The sequence below is a fragment of the Elusimicrobia bacterium HGW-Elusimicrobia-1 genome, assembly GCA_002841695.1.
Classification (GTDB): domain Bacteria; phylum Elusimicrobiota; class Endomicrobiia; order PHAN01; family PHAN01; genus PHAN01.
On sequence record PHAN01000008.1, the window covers coordinates 26333 to 46329 of the forward strand.

20 protein-coding genes are annotated in these 19997 nt (G+C 51.0%); 19 read left to right on the top strand and 1 reads right to left on the bottom strand.

Translation table 11 applies throughout. From position 1 onward, the window contains the following. Window positions 1-29: 29 nt before the first annotated feature. The 19 genes from CVU77_05730 to CVU77_05820 all read left to right on the top strand — a co-directional run bounded on the left by CVU77_05730 (window position 30) and on the right by CVU77_05820 (window position 19032). Window positions 30-983, top strand: coding sequence for a hypothetical protein (locus CVU77_05730; protein ID PKN01299.1), 954 nt, complete (start codon window positions 30-32; stop codon window positions 981-983). Window position 984: 1 nt separating this feature from the next. Then, on the top strand, window positions 985-1686 hold the full coding sequence (locus tag CVU77_05735) for a hypothetical protein (protein PKN01300.1): 702 nt from the start codon (window positions 985-987) through the stop codon (window positions 1684-1686). A 14-nt stretch (window positions 1687-1700) separates the two neighbouring features. Beyond that, window positions 1701-2726, top strand: a complete 1026-nt coding sequence (locus tag CVU77_05740; protein PKN01301.1) for an acetyl-CoA carboxylase carboxyl transferase subunit alpha — start codon at window positions 1701-1703, stop codon at window positions 2724-2726. Between the two features lie 18 nt (window positions 2727-2744). Beyond that, window positions 2745-3734, top strand: a complete 990-nt coding sequence (locus CVU77_05745; protein PKN01302.1) for a fructose-1,6-bisphosphate aldolase — start codon at window positions 2745-2747, stop codon at window positions 3732-3734. A 33-nt stretch (window positions 3735-3767) separates the two neighbouring features. Further along, complete coding sequence (locus tag CVU77_05750; GenBank protein ID PKN01303.1) at window positions 3768-5456, top strand: diphosphate--fructose-6-phosphate 1-phosphotransferase; 1689 nt, start codon at window positions 3768-3770, stop codon at window positions 5454-5456. Beyond that, window positions 5453-6913 (top strand): pyridoxal-5-phosphate-dependent protein subunit beta, encoded by a 1461-nt coding sequence (locus CVU77_05755; protein PKN01304.1) that lies wholly within the window; start codon window positions 5453-5455, stop codon window positions 6911-6913. The genes CVU77_05750 and CVU77_05755 overlap by 4 nt, the downstream gene beginning before the upstream one ends. Before the next feature lie 107 nt (window positions 6914-7020). Next, entirely contained in the window at window positions 7021-7479 is a 459-nt protein-coding gene (locus CVU77_05760; GenBank protein PKN01305.1) for a hypothetical protein, read from the top strand. 54 nt (window positions 7480-7533) lie between these two features. Further along, window positions 7534-8739 (top strand): YgeY family selenium metabolism-linked hydrolase, encoded by a 1206-nt coding sequence (locus CVU77_05765; GenBank protein PKN01306.1) that lies wholly within the window; start codon window positions 7534-7536, stop codon window positions 8737-8739. 108 nt (window positions 8740-8847) lie between these two features. Then, window positions 8848-10044, top strand: a complete 1197-nt coding sequence (locus CVU77_05770) for a knotted carbamoyltransferase YgeW (GenBank protein PKN01338.1) — start codon at window positions 8848-8850, stop codon at window positions 10042-10044. Window positions 10045-10197: 153 nt separating this feature from the next. Continuing rightward, window positions 10198-11259 carry a hypothetical protein gene (locus CVU77_05775; GenBank protein ID PKN01307.1) on the top strand — a complete coding sequence of 354 codons (1062 nt, stop codon included), beginning with the start codon at window positions 10198-10200 and terminating at the stop codon, window positions 11257-11259. Then, window positions 11256-12185, top strand: a complete 930-nt coding sequence (locus CVU77_05780) for a hypothetical protein (protein ID PKN01308.1) — start codon at window positions 11256-11258, stop codon at window positions 12183-12185. The genes CVU77_05775 and CVU77_05780 overlap by 4 nt, the downstream gene beginning before the upstream one ends. A 97-nt stretch (window positions 12186-12282) precedes the next feature. After that, a complete protein-coding gene (gene arcC / locus CVU77_05785) occupies window positions 12283-13224 on the top strand; it encodes a carbamate kinase (GenBank protein ID PKN01309.1) in 942 nt (313 codons plus the stop codon). Window positions 13225-13297: 73 nt separating this feature from the next. Next, entirely contained in the window at window positions 13298-14065 is a 768-nt protein-coding gene (locus tag CVU77_05790) for a hypothetical protein (GenBank protein ID PKN01310.1), read from the top strand. A gap of 33 nt (window positions 14066-14098) precedes the next feature. Next, window positions 14099-15043 carry a hypothetical protein gene (locus CVU77_05795; protein ID PKN01311.1) on the top strand — a complete coding sequence of 315 codons (945 nt, stop codon included), beginning with the start codon at window positions 14099-14101 and terminating at the stop codon, window positions 15041-15043. Next, on the top strand, window positions 15037-16161 hold the full coding sequence (locus tag CVU77_05800) for a hypothetical protein (GenBank protein PKN01312.1): 1125 nt from the start codon (window positions 15037-15039) through the stop codon (window positions 16159-16161). Before CVU77_05795 ends, CVU77_05800 begins: the two co-directional genes overlap by 7 nt. Before the next feature lie 6 nt (window positions 16162-16167). After that, window positions 16168-17403, top strand: coding sequence for a threonine synthase (gene thrC, locus CVU77_05805; GenBank protein ID PKN01313.1), 1236 nt, complete (start codon window positions 16168-16170; stop codon window positions 17401-17403). 2 nt (window positions 17404-17405) lie between these two features. Beyond that, the gene (locus tag CVU77_05810; protein PKN01314.1) at window positions 17406-18023 is read left to right on the top strand and encodes a hypothetical protein; all 618 of its coding nucleotides are present in this window, start codon (window positions 17406-17408) and stop codon (window positions 18021-18023) included. Between the two features lie 47 nt (window positions 18024-18070). After that, window positions 18071-18388 carry a hypothetical protein gene (locus CVU77_05815; GenBank protein PKN01315.1) on the top strand — a complete coding sequence of 106 codons (318 nt, stop codon included), beginning with the start codon at window positions 18071-18073 and terminating at the stop codon, window positions 18386-18388. A gap of 299 nt (window positions 18389-18687) precedes the next feature. Beyond that, the gene (locus CVU77_05820; protein PKN01316.1) at window positions 18688-19032 is read left to right on the top strand and encodes a hypothetical protein; all 345 of its coding nucleotides are present in this window, start codon (window positions 18688-18690) and stop codon (window positions 19030-19032) included. 36 nt (window positions 19033-19068) lie between these two features. Here CVU77_05820 and CVU77_05825 read toward each other — a convergent pair whose 3' ends face one another. Then, entirely contained in the window at window positions 19069-19911 is an 843-nt protein-coding gene (locus CVU77_05825) for a 23S rRNA (guanosine(2251)-2'-O)-methyltransferase RlmB (GenBank protein ID PKN01317.1), read from the bottom strand. Between the last annotated feature and the right edge of the window lie 86 nt (window positions 19912-19997).

The window sequence follows — 19997 nt, forward strand, 5'->3', positions numbered from 1 at the left end:
GCGGACGGGTTTTATGAGGGAGGAAAGCCATGCGCAGGATAGTTTTGGTTTTAGCCGCCGTGATCGCGGCCTCACCCGCCGTTTTTTCTCAAACCCCGCAGTCAACCACACCCGACGAATATACCCTCAACATTTCCAAACTTAAAGACAAAGACCCTCTCGCGCGACGTTCCGCCGCCGAAGCGCTGGGCGCCCTGCGCGATCAGCGCGCCATAGGCGACCTGACAACGGCCCTTCGCGACAACAATCCGCTCGTCAGACAGGCGGTCGTCGACGCTTTGGGAATGCTCAGAGCCAACTCGGCGATAAAACCCATAGGCGAAGCCCTGGTTACCGATAAGGAAGCTCAGGTCAGACAGAGCGCCGCCATAGCCCTCGGATACATCGGAAGCGACGGCGGACAGGATTACCTGTCCAAGGGTCTGGAAGATAAAGTGTCCGGAGTCAGATATTCCGCCGCCGCTTCGCTCGGCCAGATTCGCTCGCCGGAGGCGGTCGCCGCTCTTTCTAAATTTCTTGCGGATCCCGACGCCGGAATGAGACGCAGCGTTCTTGTGGCTCTGGACCGCGCCGAAGATTCCTCGCCTTTGCCGTCGGTCAGAAATATGCTGGGCGACACCGACCCCGTAGTGCGGGCTATGGCCGCCAAGTTCGCCGGAAAGTTCAAAGACGCGGAAAGCCGCGCGGCGCTCAAGGAAATGCTCGGCGACAAAGATAAACGCGCCGTCGTCAACGCCGCTTACGCTCTGGGCCGCCTCGGAGACACTTCGGGCTTTCAGGCGGTGTCAAAAATCGTAAAATCCGAGCAGGACGTCACAATAAAAACTCTTTCGGTCGAGGCGCTGGAAGCCATAGGCGGCTCGCAGTCCGTATCCCTTCTTAAAGAAATGCTCAACGACCCCGACGAATACGTAAAAAACTCGGCCCGCTACGCTCTCATAAGAATGCGCGTGCCGCTCGACGACAAAACCAAGAAAAAATAAAATGAAACTTACAGCGAAGTTCTCAAAATTACCGTCGATGTTTCTGGCAATATCTTTGGCGCTGTCGGCCGCGATACCGGCCGCGGCGTGGGAAATAATTGACGTCCCGACGGCCGAACCCATCGACTATTCCACTTACCGCCTGGGCTTCCGGCTTTACGGAGGCGGGGGAATACTGACGCGGGCCACCTTCGGCGTATTCCGCAACGTAAACCTCGGCTTCGCGTGGGACATAAAGAACATAATCGGCGCGAACGACGTGGAACTCGTTCCGCCGTCGATACATCTTAAAATCCGCTTTTACGAAGGCGACAAAAAATTCCCGGCGTTTGCCATCGGCTACGAAGCCCAGGGGCATTACTGGGACAAAGCCGGGCAACTCTATACCGAAAAAGAACGTGGGATATATATGGTCGCCACAAGGGAAATGTTCACCCCGGGGCTCGAATTTTCTCTGGGCGGAAACGTCAACGATTTCAAGGAATCCATCGTCTACGGTTTCGCCGGCGCCGAGTACGATTTGGAAACCGTGTCTTTTCTTCTCGAATACGACAATCTTCATTTGGAAGAAAATCAGCGCCTGAACGCCGGTCTGCGCTTCAAAATCACGCCCGACCTTCACTTTGAACTGGCCGGCAAAAACATAGGCAGAAACTATCCGGCCGAAAGAATCATCAAGTCAAACTACATAGCACGGTTCTAAAACGAATCCCGCCAATGGAAACTTCCAGACACTGCATCGAGTTTGAAGTCCCCATATTTGAACTCGAAGAAAAAATAAAGTCGCTAAAAGATTCCGTCCCACGGACGGGCATCACATCCGGCGCCGACATAAAATCTCTGGAAGAAACCTGCGAACGTCTGAAAACGGAAATCTACGGCAATCTGACCCCGTGGCAGCGGGTTCTTCTGGCCCGCCATCCGCGCAGGCCGTACTTTCTCGACTATGTCCCTTTTATTTTTTCGGACTTTACCGAACTCCGCGGAGACCGTTGTTTCGCAGACGATAAGGCGGTCGTGGCGGCGCTGGCGACCATAGACGGCAAGTCCTGCGCCGTCATAGGCCAGCAAAAAGGCCGCACACTCGACGAAAACCTCGCGCGCAATTACGGAATGGCCCATCCCGAAGGTTACCGCAAGGCGCTGCGCATCATGAAACTGGCCGAAAAATTCCGGCTGCCGCTTTTGACTTTCATTGACACGCCGGGCGCGTATCCCGGCATCGGCGCCGAAGAAAGAGGCCAGGCCGAGGCCATTGCCCGCAATCTCAAAACGATGTCTTCCCTTAAAATACCCGTCATAGCAACCGTCATAGGCGAAGGCGGCTCGGGAGGAGCTCTCGGAATCGGCGTGGCCGACAGAATAGTTATAATGGAAAATGCCTACTACTCGGTGATTACGCCCGAGGGCTGCTCCGCTATACTTTTCAAGGACTCCCGACGCGCGCCCGAAGCCGCGGCGGCATTAAAAATTACCGCTTCGGATTTAATGGAATTGTCCATAGCCGACGCGATTGTGCCTGAGCCCCTGGGCGGAGCCGACAAAGACCCGTCGTCGGCGGCGGCGGCGCTTAAAAAAGTATTGCTTGAGCAGCTTGCTTCGCTTTCTAAAATCCCTTTTGATAAACTTCCGCAGGAAAGATACAAGAAATACCGCGTCATCGGCTCGGCGCAAAAGACAAAATCCGAAGGTCGCGGAACCCGCGGAACATCCGCGAAAAAATCTCAAAAAACAAAGCACTAAAAATCAGGGAGGAACAATATGCCTTTGACACCGATGAAGCAGATTCTCGACGAAGCCAGAAAAAAGGGCTACGGCGTGGGCGCTTACAACGTCAACAACATGGAGCAGATTCAGGCGATAATGGCCGCCGCGTCAAAAACGCAGTCGCCCGTCATAATTCAGGCGTCGCGCGGAGCGCTTAAATATTCCAATTTCACTTACCTCAAACACCTTATGATTGCGGCCGCCGAGGAAAATCCGACGATACCGCTGTCAATGCACCTCGACCACGGCAACTCGCTTGACACCGTCAAGAAATCTATCGACCTGGGTTTTACTTCCGTAATGATAGACGGCTCTCTTAAAGAAGACGGCAAGACCGCCTCCGACTACGCCTACAACGTGGCGGTCACCCGCTCCGTCGTGGAATACGCCCACAAATACGGCGTTACCGTCGAGGGTGAAATCGGCACGCTGGGCGGCATAGAAGACGGCGTGGGTTCGGGCTCCATCCACATTACCGACCCCAAGGAAGCAAAGAGATTCGTCGACGACACCGGTCTCGACGCGCTGGCCATAGCCATAGGAACTTCGCACGGCGCGTACAAATTTAAGGGCGCGGTCAATCTCGCGCTCGACGTCTTAAAAGAAGTCCGCGCGCTCATCGACATTCCGCTGGTTCTCCACGGAGCGTCGAGCGTGCCCAAGGAACTCATCGACGCAGTCAACAAATACGGCGGCAAAATGCCCGGCGCAACCGGCGTTCCGATGGCCTCGCTCAAAGAGGCCATAAAACTCGGCGTCTCCAAAATCAATGTCGATACCGACGGACGTCTGGCCGTGACCGCCGCCATCCGCAAGGTCTTCGCCGAGTCGCCGGAGAAATTCGACCCGCGCGATTATCTGGGCCCCGCGCGCGACACCCTCACGGAACTCATCGCCAAAAAGATGGAGGACTTCGGCACGGCGGGACACGCTTCCGACTACAAGCCGATGTCGCTTGAAGAGGCGAAGAGGTTTTACAGGTAGTTGTGGTTTCGAAATACAGTTGCGAGGATTATTATGCCCAAAGCCAAAATATCCGAAATCGAGGCCGTAAGATTAAACTTTAAGCCGGTTTTGCCGGCGGTCTTGAAAAAAGGCCCCGCGCGGATAAAACCGAAATTCGGCAAGCCGACGGAAAGCGTTTCTGACAGCGACGACCTCAGGAAACTTTTTCCGAACACTTACGGCCTGCCGACGGTAAGTTTCATCGCGGGCGACAATACGCCGGTGTCGAAAAAAGCCCTCAAAGTCGGCGTGGTGCTTTCCGGAGGGCAGGCGCCCGGCGGACACAACGTCATCGCGGGGCTTTTCGACGGCTTGAAAAAAGCCAATCCCAAAAACAAACTCATCGGTTTTCTGGGCGGGCCGTCGGGAATACTCGACGACAAATGGCGGGAAATAACCTCGCAATATCTTGCCGGTTACAGAAACACCGGCGGATTTGATATTATTCAGTCCGGCCGCACCAAGATAGAAACGCCCGAACAATTCGAGCGGACGAAAAAAGTTTTGAGCGCCGACGAAATAGACGCTCTCGTCGTCGTAGGCGGCGACGATTCCAACACCAACGCGGCTCTTTTGGCCGAATACTTTAAAAAAGAAAATATGGACGTAAGCGTAATCGGCGTTCCCAAAACCATCGACGGCGACCTCAAAAATGATTGGGTCGAGACGTCCTTCGGCTTCGATACCACCACAAAAATCTATTCGGAACTCGCGGGCAACATCTGCCGCGACGTCAATTCGGCCCGCAAGTATTGGCATTTCATCCGCCTGATGGGAAGGAGCGCCTCTCACATAACTCTTGAAGTCGCGCTCAAAACGCGGCCCAATATAACCCTCATCGGCGAGGAAGTGCTTGACAAAAAGATGACACTCGCCGAAGTCGTCGACGGCATAGCCGCCGTGATAGCCGCGCGCGCGGGCGACAAAAAAAACTTCGGCGTGATACTCGTTCCGGAGGGCTTGATTGAGTTTATTCCCGAGATGAAAGAACTCATAACCGCCCTCAACGACGTTATGGCCGAAAACGAATCCGCCGTCAACGCGATACCCTCGGCCGACGAAAAAAAGAATTTCGTCTGCTCGCGCCTTCCCGAGAATCTCGCCGCTCTTATGAAGTCCCTGCCGCCAATAATCGCCTCGCAGCTTCTCATCGACAGAGACCCGCACGGAAACGTTCAGGTGTCGCAGATTGAGACGGAAAAACTGCTCATCGAAATGCTTAAAGTCCGCCTTTCCGAAATGAAAAAAACCGGCGCCTACGCGGGAAAATTTTCCGCCATAACGCACTTCTTCGGCTACGAAGGCCGCTGCGGAGCCCCGTCGAACTTCGACGCGAACTACACGTACGCGCTGGGATATAACGCCGCGGCGCTTGCCTTAAACGGTCTTACGGGCTATATGTCGTCCGTGCGAAAACTCGTCAAGGAATCTTCGACGTGGATCGCCGGCGGCGTGCCACTGACGACAATGATGAATATCGAAAGAAGAAAAGGCAAAGAGAAACCTGTCATCAAAAAGGCCCTTGTAAAACTCGACGGCGCTCCTTTCGCGGCGCTCCTTAAAAACCGCGACGAATGGGCGATTACGGAAGGGTACGTTTATCCGGGGCCGATACAATACTTCGGACCGGCGGCCGTGACGGATATGACGACAATCACGCTTAAATACGAACAATCCACGAAAAAGGAGATCTCAAGATGAAGATCAACGAAAAGGTTTTGGCAAAAACAATCGCCCGATGCAAAGAGCGCGGAATAATCATTCCGACTTTCGCCCAGCAGAAAGATCCCTCGAAAGTTCCGCAGAAGATAAAAGACAAACTCAAAACAATAGGGCTTCAGGACACGCACCCCTTGAATCTCTTTCGCATAACATGGAAAAATAATCCCAAAGAAAACGGCGGAGACGGGCTCTACGGGGACGTCAACTATCTGGAAATTCCCTCGGCCATATCGGGCGTGAAAGCCCGAATCGTGGGCATAGTAGGTAAATGGTTCCCGACGGGCGCGCACAAAGTCGGGGCGGCTTTCGGGTGCCTGGCTCCGCGTCTCGTCACAGGAAACTTCGATCCCGCGACGCAGAAAGCCGTGTGGCCCTCGACGGGAAACTACTGTCGCGGCGGAGCGTTCGACTGCGCGCTTCTTGCCTGCGACGCGATAGCGATACTCCCTCAGGAGATGTCCAAAGAGCGTTTCGAGTGGCTCAAAGAAATAGGCGCCAGCGAGATTTTCGCCACGCCCGGCTGCGAGTCCAACGTCAAAGAAATATACGACAAGTGCCACGAGCTCAGGAAAGAGCGCGGTGATAAAATCGTAATATTCAACCAATTCGACGAGTTCGGAAACACAATGTGGCACTACGAAGTCACGGCCTCGGCAATGGAAGAAGTTTTCAACAAAATCAAAGGCGCGCGCGGTCGCTTCTCGGCATATGTTTCGGCCACCGGCTCGGCGGGCACCATAGGCGCCGGCGAATATCTCAAAAAGAAATTCCCGACGATGAAAATAGCGGCCACCGAGGCGTTGCAATGCCCCACGCTGTATCTAAACGGCTTCGGCGGACACAGAATCGAGGGCATAGGAGACAAGCACGTGCCGTGGGTTCACAACGTCCGCAATACCGACAACGTCGTAGCCATCGACGACGAATTCACAATGAGAGTGCTGCGCTTATTCAATGAGGAAGCCGGCAAAAAGCGTCTCCAGAAGGCCGGGGTTTCCAAGGCCGTCGTCGAAAAACTCCAACTTCTGGGAATATCGAGCATCTGCAATCTGATCGCGTCCATCAAAATGGCCAAGTACTACGAGATGAACGAAAACGACGTGATATTCACGGTCTTCACCGACTCGGCCGCCATGTATCTGTCGCGTCTGGATGAACTCACCAAGGAACGCGGCCAATATACCGAGGAGAACGCGGCTATCGACATTGAACACTGCCTCGGTGGCGTGGGAATCGACTGGCTTAAGGAACTCAGCTACCAGGACAGGAAAGCCATTCATAATCTGAAATATTTCACTTGGGTGGAACAGCAGGGAAAGACGGTCGAGGAGATAAACGCCCTCTGGGAACCGGAATTCTGGGACAAGATTTTCACGCAGATCCCCGAATGGGATCGTCTCATAGAAGAGTTTAACAAGAAAACGGGATTGGCGTAAGACACCGGGCACGCGCCCGAGTATTTCAAGCCGACCCAAAAAATCTGACCGGCCGCAGGCCGGATGTGCGGCCGAGCGCAAAGCGCGCGCCGCAAACGGAGGACTTTATGGTAAGATTTGCCGTGGACAAGTCGTTGTCGCTGGAAAAACAGTCGCTGCTGAAAATGGCTCTTTCAATCTCTCAGGAGTTAACCGGTTCCGACGGCGGTTCGGTAATGCTGGTGGAAGGCGACAATCTGGTGATTCGCGGATACTCAGCGTCGGATCCTTCAATCGACGCGGCGTCCAAAATGGGAATCTCCGTAAAAGTCGGAGAACGCGCCTCCGGCAAGGCCGCCCAGACAGGCGAGTCGGTCGTCATAGTCGGAGACATAACAAAAGACAATCGTTTCTCCGGACTGCAGAAGTTCCACGAAATCAAATCCGGCGCGTCCGTGCCCGTCAAAAAAGACAACCTTGTAAAAGGCGTCATAAACGTTCACCGCGTCAAATCCAGCGCTCCCATAACAAAAGACGACGTGGACGTAGTAAGCGTGGTCGGCAAATCTCTGGCCGAAGCGCTTTAATCGGCATCGGCTTATTTTCGTTACAAAAAAATATATGAACCGGAGGCATTTTCAATGGCACTGATTTCCTCGAAAGCGCTCCACGAAAGAGCGAAACACTACGAAAAAGACATGGTCAAGTTCGCGCGCGACCTGGTGGCGATTCCGTCGTTTCCCATGCAGGAAGGCCGTCTCGTTAAACGCATAGCCGCCGAAATGAAGAAGGTCGGCTTCGACAAAGTGAAAGTGGACAAGATGGGCAACATCATCGGCGTCGTCGGAAAAGGCAAGACGAAAATCATGATAGACGCCCATATCGACACGGTGGGAGTGGGCGACCCTAAAGCGTGGAAATGGGATCCTTTCAAAGGAAAGTACGAAAAGGGGATGATTTACGGAAGAGGCGCCACCGACCAGAAACTATCTATGGTGCCTATGGTTTATGCCGGCAAAATTATCAAGGATTTGAAACTCGACGGCGACTATACCGTCTGGATGGTAGGGTCGTGTCAGGAAGAGGATTGCGACGGATTGCCCCTGCTGCACATAATTCAGAAAGAAAAGATGAAACCCGATTACGTCGTGATAACCGAGCCCACAAACCTAAAGGTTTATCGCGGTCATCGCGGCAGAATGGAAATGAAGGTCGTCGTAAAAGGCGTCTCCTGTCACGCTTCGGCGCCCGAACGGGGCGACAACGCCGTCCAGAAAATGTCTTTTATCGTGCAGGAAGTAACCAAACTAAACGTTCGTCTCAAAAAGGATAAATTCCTGGGCAAGGGCACTGTGGCCGTGACGAAAATAGAATGCCAGACGCCCTCTCTTAACGCCGTCCCCGACGAAGCCACCATTTATCTCGACAGACGCCTGACCGCCGGAGAAACTCTTAAATCGGCCGTAGCCGAGATAAAGCGTCTTCCCTCGGTAAAGAAATTCAAAGGCCGCGTCGAAGTTCTTCAATACGAGGCGATTTCATGGACGGGACTTAAAGTCGGACAGGAAAAATATTTCCCGACGTGGGTCATACCGGAGAACCACAAACTCACAAAAGCCATGGTTAAAGCGGCTTCCATCGCTCTTGAAAAAAAGCCCGTCGTGGACAAATGGACGTTCTCCACAAACGGCGTGGCCTCTATGGGGCGGCTCAAAATCCCGACCATAGGATTCGGACCGGCACACGAGATATATGCCCACCAGGTGGACGAGCGGATGCCAGTGGAGCACCTGCGCAGAGCCGCCGTGTGTTATGCCGCGTTCCCTAAGATACTGACTTCGAAATAATAAAGGGGAGATTAGGAAATTAGGAGATTGGGAGATGAAAATCAGAAACTCTTAAATAAAAAGGAGACAGGCGCGGGAATCTCCGACGAACCGCGCCGGCAAAAACTTATGACAGCCAAAATCGACGTAAACAAGGCGCTCGCAAGGATCGCCGAAATCAAGACACGTTTTTTCAACAAGGATTTCCTTCTGACGTGGATGTACAAGGCCGATGAACTTGAAGTCGTTCTTTCCCTGGCCGAAGTGCTCAAGGAACTCCACGCGCAAAATGTTTCGCTTAAAGTTTTCGACACCGGCATCGCCGTGTCGAACTTCCGCGACAACTCCACGCGCACGAGATTTTCGTTCGCATCCGCCTGCAACCTTCTGGGACTTGCCGTGCAGGATCTCGACGAAGGCAAATCGCAAATCGCCCACGGCGAAACCGTGCGCGAGACGGCCAATATGATATCGTTTCTGACGGAAGCCGTAGGCATCAGAGACGATATGTTCATCGGCAAAGGCCATACCTATATGAAAGAGGTCTCGGACGCCCTCGACGACGGATATAAAAACGGCGTGCTTAACCAGCGTCCGGCCATAGTAAACCTGCAGTGCGACCTCGACCACCCCACACAGGCGATGTCGGACCTGCTCTATATCAAAAACCATTTCGGCGGATTCGACAAACTCAAAGGCAAAAAAATAGCCATGACGTGGGCGTACTCGCCTTCCTACGGCAAACCGCTTTCTGTGCCGCAGGGCGTGATAACGCTTATGTCGCGTTTCGGGATGAATGTCGCGCTGGCCTATCCCAAGGGTTACGAACTCCTGCCGGAAACCCTCGAAGTTTCAAAAAAACACGCCAAGGAATCAGGCGGCGAATTTTCCGCATCGAATTCCATGGACGAAGCGTTCAGAGACGCCGACATAGTGTATCCTAAGTCGTGGGCTTCTTACGAAGTCATGAAAAAAAGGACGGGGCTCGTCGAAAAAGGCGACAAACAGGGACTTTCCGACCTTGAAAAACAGTGCCTCGCGGAAAACGCCACTCACAAGGACTGGACTTGCGACGAAGCCAAGATGAAACTCACCAAGGGCGGCGAAGCCGTTTATATGCACTGTCTGCCCGCCGACATTACCGGCGTTTCGTGCAAAGAGGGCGAAGTTTCGGCGGGAGTTTTCGAGAAATACCGCATCGGAACTTACAAAGAAGCGGGTTTCAAGCCGTTCGTCATAGCCGCTATGATGATGGCCTGCCGCTTCAAGAATCCGTCGGCCGTTATCTCGGATTTGCTGAAAAAAAACGCTACGCGCGTAAAATAGACGGCTGGCGCCGGCCCCCGATTATTCCAGCCGCCCGTCTTATCCCGGCCGCGACCGGAGCGGACATTTTGCTCCCGACGGAAATCTGTAACGCCGGAGCCGACGACCTGCGAAAATCCGCAGGCGGCGCCGCGCAGATAGATTTTAATAAAAATGGAAAAACTGTTGCCTTTGGCGTTACCGGACGAATGGGAAGAATACCGTCCACAGGAAATAAACAATAACACACTAACCATATGGTTCGGACATAAAAATCGGTTTCTGCCCCTTCTCGCTTTACCGGACGACCCTAATTTTTCGCAAGACCTGCGCAATCCTCAAACGGCAAAATATGATTACAATGCCCGTTTGGATATTACCGATTATATAGTCGAGCGCGCCGCCGGGGGATTTCTTGAAAGTTATCTGCTGCCCATCCCTGCGCAGTGTTCCACGACTCCTGCATTGGGCGCGTCTGACATTCTATCTTGCGACTGGAGAAAACAATTCGACGAGATGGGTTTTACCGCCGAAAAAGGAACATTTTTAGGTGAAGAGGCCGTATTTATTATCGGTAAAAACGGTGAAAGAACTTGCCAAGCAGTCAGAATCAACGCCTTTATTATCGGCGGAGACGTACTATTTTATACAACCTTGTCCCCGAGAAATACCCCGATTCATTCCGCCGTTTGCGAGGTGACAAAAACAAGTCATCAATGGATTACATATTGCAAATGCCAATATTGCAGACCCCATCCGCGATGTTCGACTCTGGAAAAAGAAGGGCTTGTTCACTCGGAGAAAGTCAGGCCATTGTTGGAATACGTTTTTTCAGAAATCAGAAAACGGTTGACATCAAAAAATCCAACGCAGGAGGCATGGGATATACGAAACGAAGGAGCATCATATTCAGAATATGACTGCTCCAAACTTACGCGGACGATATATCCGTTTTTACCGCGCACGGCGCGAGAACAATACGATTATTTCAAAAATCGCGGCGCCATAATTTCTTCGCGATATGACCTCCATGAAGGGGATTTGATATTTTTTAAGGACGGGGCGGAACAAATCAAGCATGTGGGGTATGTGGTTTCCAATATAGACGGAAACATTCAATTTATTCATTCAACCGCCAAGAAGGGAGTGAGGGATTTTGACTGGAACACAACTGGCCCCGAGGGAAACAAAAACAAATACGGTGAACTGAATTTTGCGGGGGGAGGAAGGCCGTGAAAAAAATTATTTTGCCGATTGTTTTGATGTCTTGCGCGGCGGTTATGCCGGTTTGCTCGGCTGACCCGGTAAAAATATCTTTCGAAAGAGACGGATATATCTGGACAACCATATCAAACGGCGATAAGTCCGCGCGGATTTGCAAGGGCTGTGACTCTGATATATCCCCCGACGGGAATAAATTGGTGTTCACTTATGATACCTCCAAGGGATATGCGTCCATAAACAGAAAAATCGCCGTCGTTGACTTGAATTCAGGAAAAATCAATATATTAACTTCTATCCCTGACAATAATAGTTATGGTCCCATATGGTCGCCCGACGGAAAACAAATAGCGTTTATGCATCGGACTAACGACGGATGGGATGTGGGAATTGTAAACAGTGACGGCGACAATTTTCACCTGCTTACTCATGGCACGGGAAACAGCTGGAATATGTTCTCTTCTCCCGCATGGTCGCCCGACGGAAAATATATATTGTTCCATGATATGGAGTATCTGTACAAAATAAATCTTGAAGGTGAAATATCCATGGCGGAAAAAATAAAAGACATTCTGGATTTTTCAACATACAGCATATGCGACGGGACAAGATTTTTACTGTCGAAAGATGAAAGATATCTGCTGATTGATCCGCCGGACGTAAGTCGTTTCGGCATGAAGGGTCTTACGGGCCCCGTTTATGCGCTCGTTGTTTATGACAGAAAGACAAAAATCGCCGCCAAAATATCTCCCGATAATTTATACGCTCATCGCCCGGACTGGGTGAACGAAAGAGAGATTATTTTCGAAGGGACAACGGAAGAGGATTTTGCGCGGATGGGCGAATGGAGGGCGCCAAGCAACATATATAAAATTTCCATTGACGGCAAAGACCTCAAATTGCTGATAAAAAACGGCGGGTCGCCATCCTGCTCGAAATGAATGCGTCCCGTCAGGTAAATTCAATGACCCAAAATTCTGTAAAAATACAAATCTGTCATCCCCAATGTTCCTATATTATTTCACGGAGAACGCATAAATGGGAAAAACAATCGTAGTCGCCATCGGCGGAAACTCGCTTATCAAGGACGATAAGCATATGTCGGTGCCGGATCAGTACAAAGCCGTGTGCGAGACGGCGGCTAATCTTGCCGGTCTCATAGAAGCCGGCAACCGCGTAGTCGTAACTCACGGCAACGGCCCGCAGGTCGGCTTCATACTCCTTCGCTCCGAGCATTCCAGAGGGCTTATGCACGAGGTTCCTCTTGAGGTTATAGTAGCCGACACTCAGGGAGCCATCGGCTACCAGCTGCAGCAGGCGCTCCAGAACGAACTCTGGAACCGTAAAATCAGAAAAAATGTGGTGACCGTGGTAACGCAGGCGCTCGTCGATAAAACCGATCCGGCTTTTCAGAAGCCGTCGAAACCCATCGGGCAGTTTTATTCGGCCGAGAACGCCAAAGAGAGAATGGAAAAAGAGAAGTGGACTATGGTCGAAGACGCAGGGCGCGGATGGCGCCGCGTGGTGCCGTCGCCCAAACCGTCGCGCATAATAGAAAGCAAGGCCATTAAAAATCTGGTGTCGGAAGACGTGGTGGTGATTTCCGTCGGAGGCGGTGGAATTCCCGTAGTCGCCGACGACAAAGGCGCCCTCTCGGGCGTGGCCGCCGTTATCGACAAGGATCTGGCGTCGGCCGTCCTGGCAAAGGAAATCGGAGCCGATATGCTCGTCATATCGACGGCCGTCCCCAAGGTTTATCTTAACTTCGGCAAGCCGGATCAGAAGTCACTCGACAAGATTACAATCAAAGAAGCCAAACAATATATATCCGAAGGTCACTTCAAACCCGGCTCAATGCTTCCTAAGGTGCAGGCGTGCGTTTCATTTCTGGAGGCGGGAGGAAAAGAGGCGCTCATAACTATGCCTGAAACCCTGACCGAAGCGCTCGAGGGCAAAAACGGAACTCTGATAGTAAGATGAACTGCTCGCGGATTCGGATTTTTTAATACATAGCGCTCGCGATATATTCATATCCAAAGAGGGGGATGAAAAAATGGGGTTTAAAAAAATCGCGTATGGTTTGTTGTTTTTGTGGGGGATGTCGCTTGCGTCGCGGCTTTACGCTCCGCCGCCCGGATGGGTAGAAACCAGACCGACAATTCAGGAAGAGATAGCGGAATACGAAAAAAAGCGCGTTCTCTCGCCTCGCGCCTCCGCGCTAAAAAATATTTTTGAGGAATTAAAAATAAATCCCGCCTCGCCGGCGCTGCAAGCCGAGTATCTGCAATATTTCCCCGAGAATCAAAGGGACTTTGACGCTATATTCGGGTATGATATGGATGCTCCCGGATGGCTTGAGGGCGCGAAGGAATTATATAGAAGCGGCAATGAGTATATCCTGATTCTTGAAAAGTTCAATCGGCGATATATGCCTTATATCTGTAAGATATCGCTTGATATTGCTAAAGAGAGTTCAGCTTTTGAGGTTGACAGATACGGCGAACTTAGAATGTTAATGACGGGTTTACTGTTTAAAAATCCCGAAATTTTCCGGAAAAAACTTTTTTCGCTCGCTCCGCCAGAACGCGCCGCCGCTATTCGCTTTGCGATACAGCACATATATGGCGAGCAATTTCCCGGATTCTTTGCAAAATTGCGCAAGGATGGCGATAACGAATTCATTTCTCTTATCGGAGATGCCATAAAGTGGGGCGTGGGGTTGGATATGGGATGTTCTTGCAGATTGTTACCGCCCGACGCCACGAGTTATATAATAAATATATCAAGCGACACCGCCGAAGGCGGATGTGAACATCACTAATCAGAGCCAGCGCGATAAACGGAGTACTGCGGCATGAAACAAAAAAATATTTTCTCGTCGGAAACAGTCAAAGAGATAGAAGGTATCGGCCCCAAGACCGGCAAAGTCCTTGCCGATGCCGGCATTAAAACGCTGGAAGATTTCCGACGGGCGGACATAAAACGACTTAGTAAAACGACGGGGATTGCCGGGCGGGTTTTGTCGGCATGGAAATCGTCAGCGGTATTGCAGCGGATTATCGGCATAGACCGTCAGATAGCGGAAGTCCTCGTCAAAAACAACATACGTGATTTAATTGTCTTGCGCAATGCTAATCCGAAGAAAATTCTCGAAATAATCAAGTCCGCCCGCGAACCGAAAGACAAGTACAACATCATTCCCGACACTTACACGAAAATCGTTACTCTTGAAAAAGTTTTGATGTGGCAGTGCTCCGTTAACACAAGTCATATTGCGCCCGGCGGATTTGGCGCTCCCGCCAGATTGTCCGCCGACGGCTATATAAACATTTGGATAATCAGAGAATATGAAACGAAGTTTTCCACATTGGGTTCTATTTTTATCGCGGGCAGACATATTTACACTTTAGAACCGCCGGATCGCAACAATGCCGCTACCGACAATTATCTTACAGCCGGAAGAATTTTTCCGGGCAGTTACTCGTCCTTTGTCAGAACAGACGGCACCCGCGGTTGGAGGATAGAATTAAAAAATGTCCCCGCGAGGAGCGATATCCAAATTCATAAGGGCAGTCATCCTGAACACACGTGGGGGTGTATTTTGCCCGGAATGGACAAAGGGAATGATAGAGTGTATGATAGTGACACTGCGATGAAAACTATTAAGGCCCAAGTGGAATCGTCGGGGACGAATCCCGATATTACGGTTAATGTTTGCGGCGTGCCCATAAGTATAATCAATGAGCCGCCCACTCAGCCGCCGTCCACGCCGCCGACGTCTTCCGGCGGCGGGTGGTAAAAAATATGAACGGCGGACATTATTTCAACTCCGTCGCAAAAGAACAGGTTTTGGCCGTTCTTGAAAAGAACGGAATGCTCCCGCCCGATAAAACATACGAACGGGTCGTCAAAAACAAAATCGCGCTGGGTCAAAAACTTTGGGATACGGTTATCGGTGATGCCATAGGTCAAGAATTGCGTGAATTTTGTGAGACCTCAATAAAAGAGCGGGGGAGATTTTATCATATCGAACATATCCCAAGATACGCCGCATTCGGACACGATATAGCGGATTGCTTTTGCCGTTTATTCGGGGTCTCGGAAAATACGGCGAGCGATATCGCCGCCGCCGGAGCGTTATTGAATTCTTACGCCGCCCTTTTCGACAAAATCTGTGATGATTACACCGAATTGCGTCCGCATCTCATGCGCCGGTGTTCGCCTGAAATTTTGTCCCGTGCGGCGTCGCTCACGCTATCGGACACAAAACCATTTTTTAGATTAAAAGAAAACGACGCTCCGTTGGTCAAAATCGTTGTTCTTTTGATTAGAGAATATTTCAACAGGTGTGCGGCTATACTTGATTGTTCGGGAGGCGATAAAATCCGCGCGGAATTTCAAAACACGGTTTCGCTACTTTATAAATCGGAATTAACGAGTATAAATCTCACATTCGCCGCGAGAATGTCCGGGAAAAGTGTATATAAGATTTTACGGAATAAGAGCTCTTTGCTTATATGGCTATTGGTTTTGCCTTGTTTATCGCCTCCCGCAAGGAAGTGCGGCGGAAAATTAAGCCGGCTAAAGGAAGCGGTTCTGGATTTGGGCGACGTATTTTGGATATTGGATGATATTGTGGACTCCTCGGAGGATTTGAGTTGCGTCAGATGGGGTTATCCGACATTGCAATTTACAGGGCGAGTTTTTTTAGAAAACAGAGATTGTGCGTCGATTTTAGACGATATGCTTAATCGCGGCATAATATCATCGGCAGCCGAAAATATGTGCATCAAATATCGAAACGCAAAAAGAGAGTTGGAAAAGATGACACACAACATCGTTGATTTTGATAAAATATTTCTCCCATGGTTCAGGATGTGGATTGATTCTACGGGTTGCGCATATTTTCGGGAGTAATTGAAAATGAAAAAAATCCTCGGATACCGCTGTCTGGACTGCGGCAAAGAAATAAAATACGAGCCGCTCAGATACCTCTGCGACTGCGGGGGGAATCTCGACGTGGTTTACGACTACGCCGCGATAAAAAAAACGCTGACCCGCCGGTCGCTTGAAAGCAATTATCGTCTTGACCACTGGCGTTACCTCGACGTCCTGCCGCTCGCAAATCTCGACAAAATACCCAATCTTCAGGTCGGATGGACACCCGTTTATAAAACCCCGCGATTAGCCAAGGCGCTCGGCGCAGGGCAGGTTTTCATAAAGGACGATTCGCGCAATCCTTCGGCGTCTTTCAAAGACAGAGCGTCGTCGGTGGCTCTGGCTTACGCCCGCGAAAACGGCGTAAAAAAAATCGTGGCCGCTTCCACCGGCAACGCGGGCGCGGCTCTGGCTTGCATGGCGGCAAGCGTGGGTTTTCCGTGCGTGATAATAGTTCCTAAATCCGCGCCCAAGGCAAAGATTGCCCAGCTTATGAACTTCGGCGCGACGGTCATCGCCGTCGACGGCATGTACGACGACGCTTATGACCTCTCCGTAAAAGCCACTCAACAATTCGGATGGTACAACCGCAACACCGGATATAACCCCATTACCCGCGAAGGCAAAAAAACCTGCGGACACGAAATCTGCGAGCAGTTCGGATGGACGCCGCCGGATTATGTCCTTGTGTCCGTGGGCGACGGCAACATTATAAGCGGCATCTGGAAAGGTTTCAAGGATATGAAAGCGCTGGGGCTCGTCGACAAACTGCCGAAGATGGTCGCCGTACAGTCCGAAAAATCGAACGCGGTTTCTCTGGCGTACGCCACCGCCGCGAAAAATCCTTCCTCAAAAATCGAAATAATGCCGGTTCACGCCTCGACTATCGCCGATTCAATATCCGTCGATATGCCCAGAGACGGCATCGCCGCCGTGCGCGCGTTGATTGAATCCGGCGGATTCGCCGTGGAAGTCGCCGACGAGGAAATCATAGCGGCGATATCCGTCTGCGCACGCGAAACCGGCGTATTTCCGGAGCCGGCAGGCGCGGCATCCGTCGCGGGACTCAAAAAAATCGCATTCCGCATAAAGGATTCCGAAACGGCTTTGTGCGTAGTCACCGGTTCGGGGCTTAAAGATATCGCGGCGGCATCCAAATCGGTCGGCGAGCCGCCCGTGATAGCGCCCACCGTCGACGCCCTCTCGAAACTCCTCCAATAATTATGATAAGCAATATTTTAGAAATTCTCGGCGGATGGGATACCGCGCTTTTTCGAATTTTAAACGGCTCGCTGACGTGCGGATTTATGGACGCGCTGATGCCTTTCGTTACAAATACCAAAAACTTCTATCCGGCGTTTATTCTGCTGTTCGCGGGGTTGATGATTTTCGGCAAATATCGCGGCAGAATCGCGGGCATAACCGTGGTAATGGGAACAAGCATAGCCGACGTTATTTCAAGCAGGATACTCAAAGAGTTATTTGCCCGACCCCGGCCATTCGTTACCCTTGAAGACGTCCGGCAGTTGGTAGGCGCGGCCGGATTTTCCATGCCGTCGTCGCACGCTTTCAACTCATTCGCGGCGGCCACGATGTTCGCTCTTTTTTTCGATAAAAAACTTCCGGACATAAAAAATCCCGCCGAAAGATTCGCGCGGGAAAAGTGGGCGGCGATTGTCGCGTATTTTCTGGCTTTTTTAAGCGCGTATTCGCGGATTTACGTCGGGGTTCACTATCCGGCCGACTCCCTTGTCGGCGCGGCGGGGGGAATGTTGACTGGGTGGCTGTCGTACAAGGCGGCGAAGGCCGTCGCGGTTAGGGCGGGACGGCCGCTTGATTGAATAAGTATCGAAAAAACAATATCCGGATTTTTGGGTGATACGTTTTCTTGACTTCGTCCGTTTATTTTTATATGACGTCGGCTCAGACCACCGGCGGGGATAAGGGGGAAAGACCGATGGCTTTAGTGAACACGCTCAAAATCTACGAGATGTTAAGACCTCAGTTCAAAGACGAATCCGCCAAAACCATAGCCAAAGCGATAGAAAACTCGCTTGAAGAGTTTCATTTAGGTCAAAAAGAGGTTCTCGCCACGAAAGAAGACCTTGCTACAACCAAAACCGAGATTATAAAATGGATGTTCATCTTTTGGGTGGGGCAGGTCGGCGTAATGACGGGACTTTTCGCGGTTTTTTTGAGAAGATAAAAATGGAAGAAAAATTCTGCGCCACCTCGTAGCGTGCTCTCTCTCGTAGTTTCTCTCCAATAAATATTTCAAAATCGTCATATAAAAATTTCAACCGAGCGATTTATTGCTCGGTTTTTTTATTTAACACAAAAAGGGGGGTGATAAATTGTATCGGTCCCGATTTACCGGGACGATGTAGGCGCCAACCTTGGTTGGCTTGTAGTTGCAGACCATTGGTCTGCCCAGAGAGATACCCCGTCCCGATAAATCGGGACACCCCTTTTACAAAAGGGGAAATTTAAATTGGAGGTTGTTTTATGAAAAAATTGATCGTTGGTTTGTTGGTTGTCAGTTTTGCAGGTTGTTCAATGAAAAGCCCAATGTTTCATTCCACAATGACAAGTATTCAAGTGCCGGCCGACAAGTATGAAATTCTCAGTTCCGAGGAAGTTCGCGGCCGCGCGACTAACTCAATTCTTTTTGGGTTACTATTTTTTGGTGATGCTGGTTTAGCAGCAGCATATAAGGACGCACTCTCAAAAAATCCAAGCGCAAATACCCTTGTGAATACTATGGTGGATGGACAACATTCAAATATTCTTGGGATTTATCAGAGTTATACTACTATTGTTACAGGTTTACCGGCGAGAATAAAGAAATAAAAACAGAGTAGCGGGTGGTATGAGGCGAGTAGTTCTTTACTTCCGCCGCGCGGCATATAAAATGATACCCGCCGCTACCGAAGCGTTAAGCGACGCGATTGATTTATTCTGGGGGATGGCGACGACCTCGTCGCAGAGTTCCGCGACGGTTTTTCTGATGCCGCTTTCTTCCGAGCCGATGACAACCGCCAGCTTTTCGGGAAAAACAAAACCTTCCATCGTCTTTGCGCCTTCTGAAGCAGTGCCCACCGCAAAATATTCCAAATCTTTCAACGCCGATATCGCGTTCTTCACGTTAGGCACGCTGTATACGTCTATGTGCGAAACCGCTCCGGCCGAGGCCGTATGCACCGCGCCGGTGAGTGTGGCGGCTCTCCATTTTTGTATGACGACTCCGTCGGCGCCGAAACACACGGCGGAACGTATTATGGCTCCGAGATTATGCGTATCGGTTATCTCGTCGAGAATCACGAACAGCCCTTTGTCGAGAGCCGCGGCCTTATCCTTGAGTTCGTCCATACCCAAAAGAGGAGTGCCTGACACCAGCGCAAGAATATTTTCCGAACGACCCGCGATTTCTCTGAGTTTTTCGGGCGGAACAAAATGAAACGGAACGCCGTTGGCCTTGGCAAGCGATATTATTTCGTCGAGACCGCTTGAGCGGGTAGACACAAGAAGCTTGGAAACCCTCGCAGGATTTTTTATGATGAACTCGCGCACAGGATGATACCCCGCCACAAAATCCGCCGAATCGCGCGCGGGCTTCCTGTCTTTGGAAAATTGCGGTTTGAAAACTTTATGTCGCTTATCTCTGTTCATTGTGCCTTCCTTTTTTATGATGATACCATTGAAAAACCTATTTTTTGACCATTTTGTCATTCCCGAATGTTTTAATCCCCGATAAAGACACTCGGGGACGAATCCATTATCGACGGAAAATCTGGATTCCCGCTGGAGTTTACCCC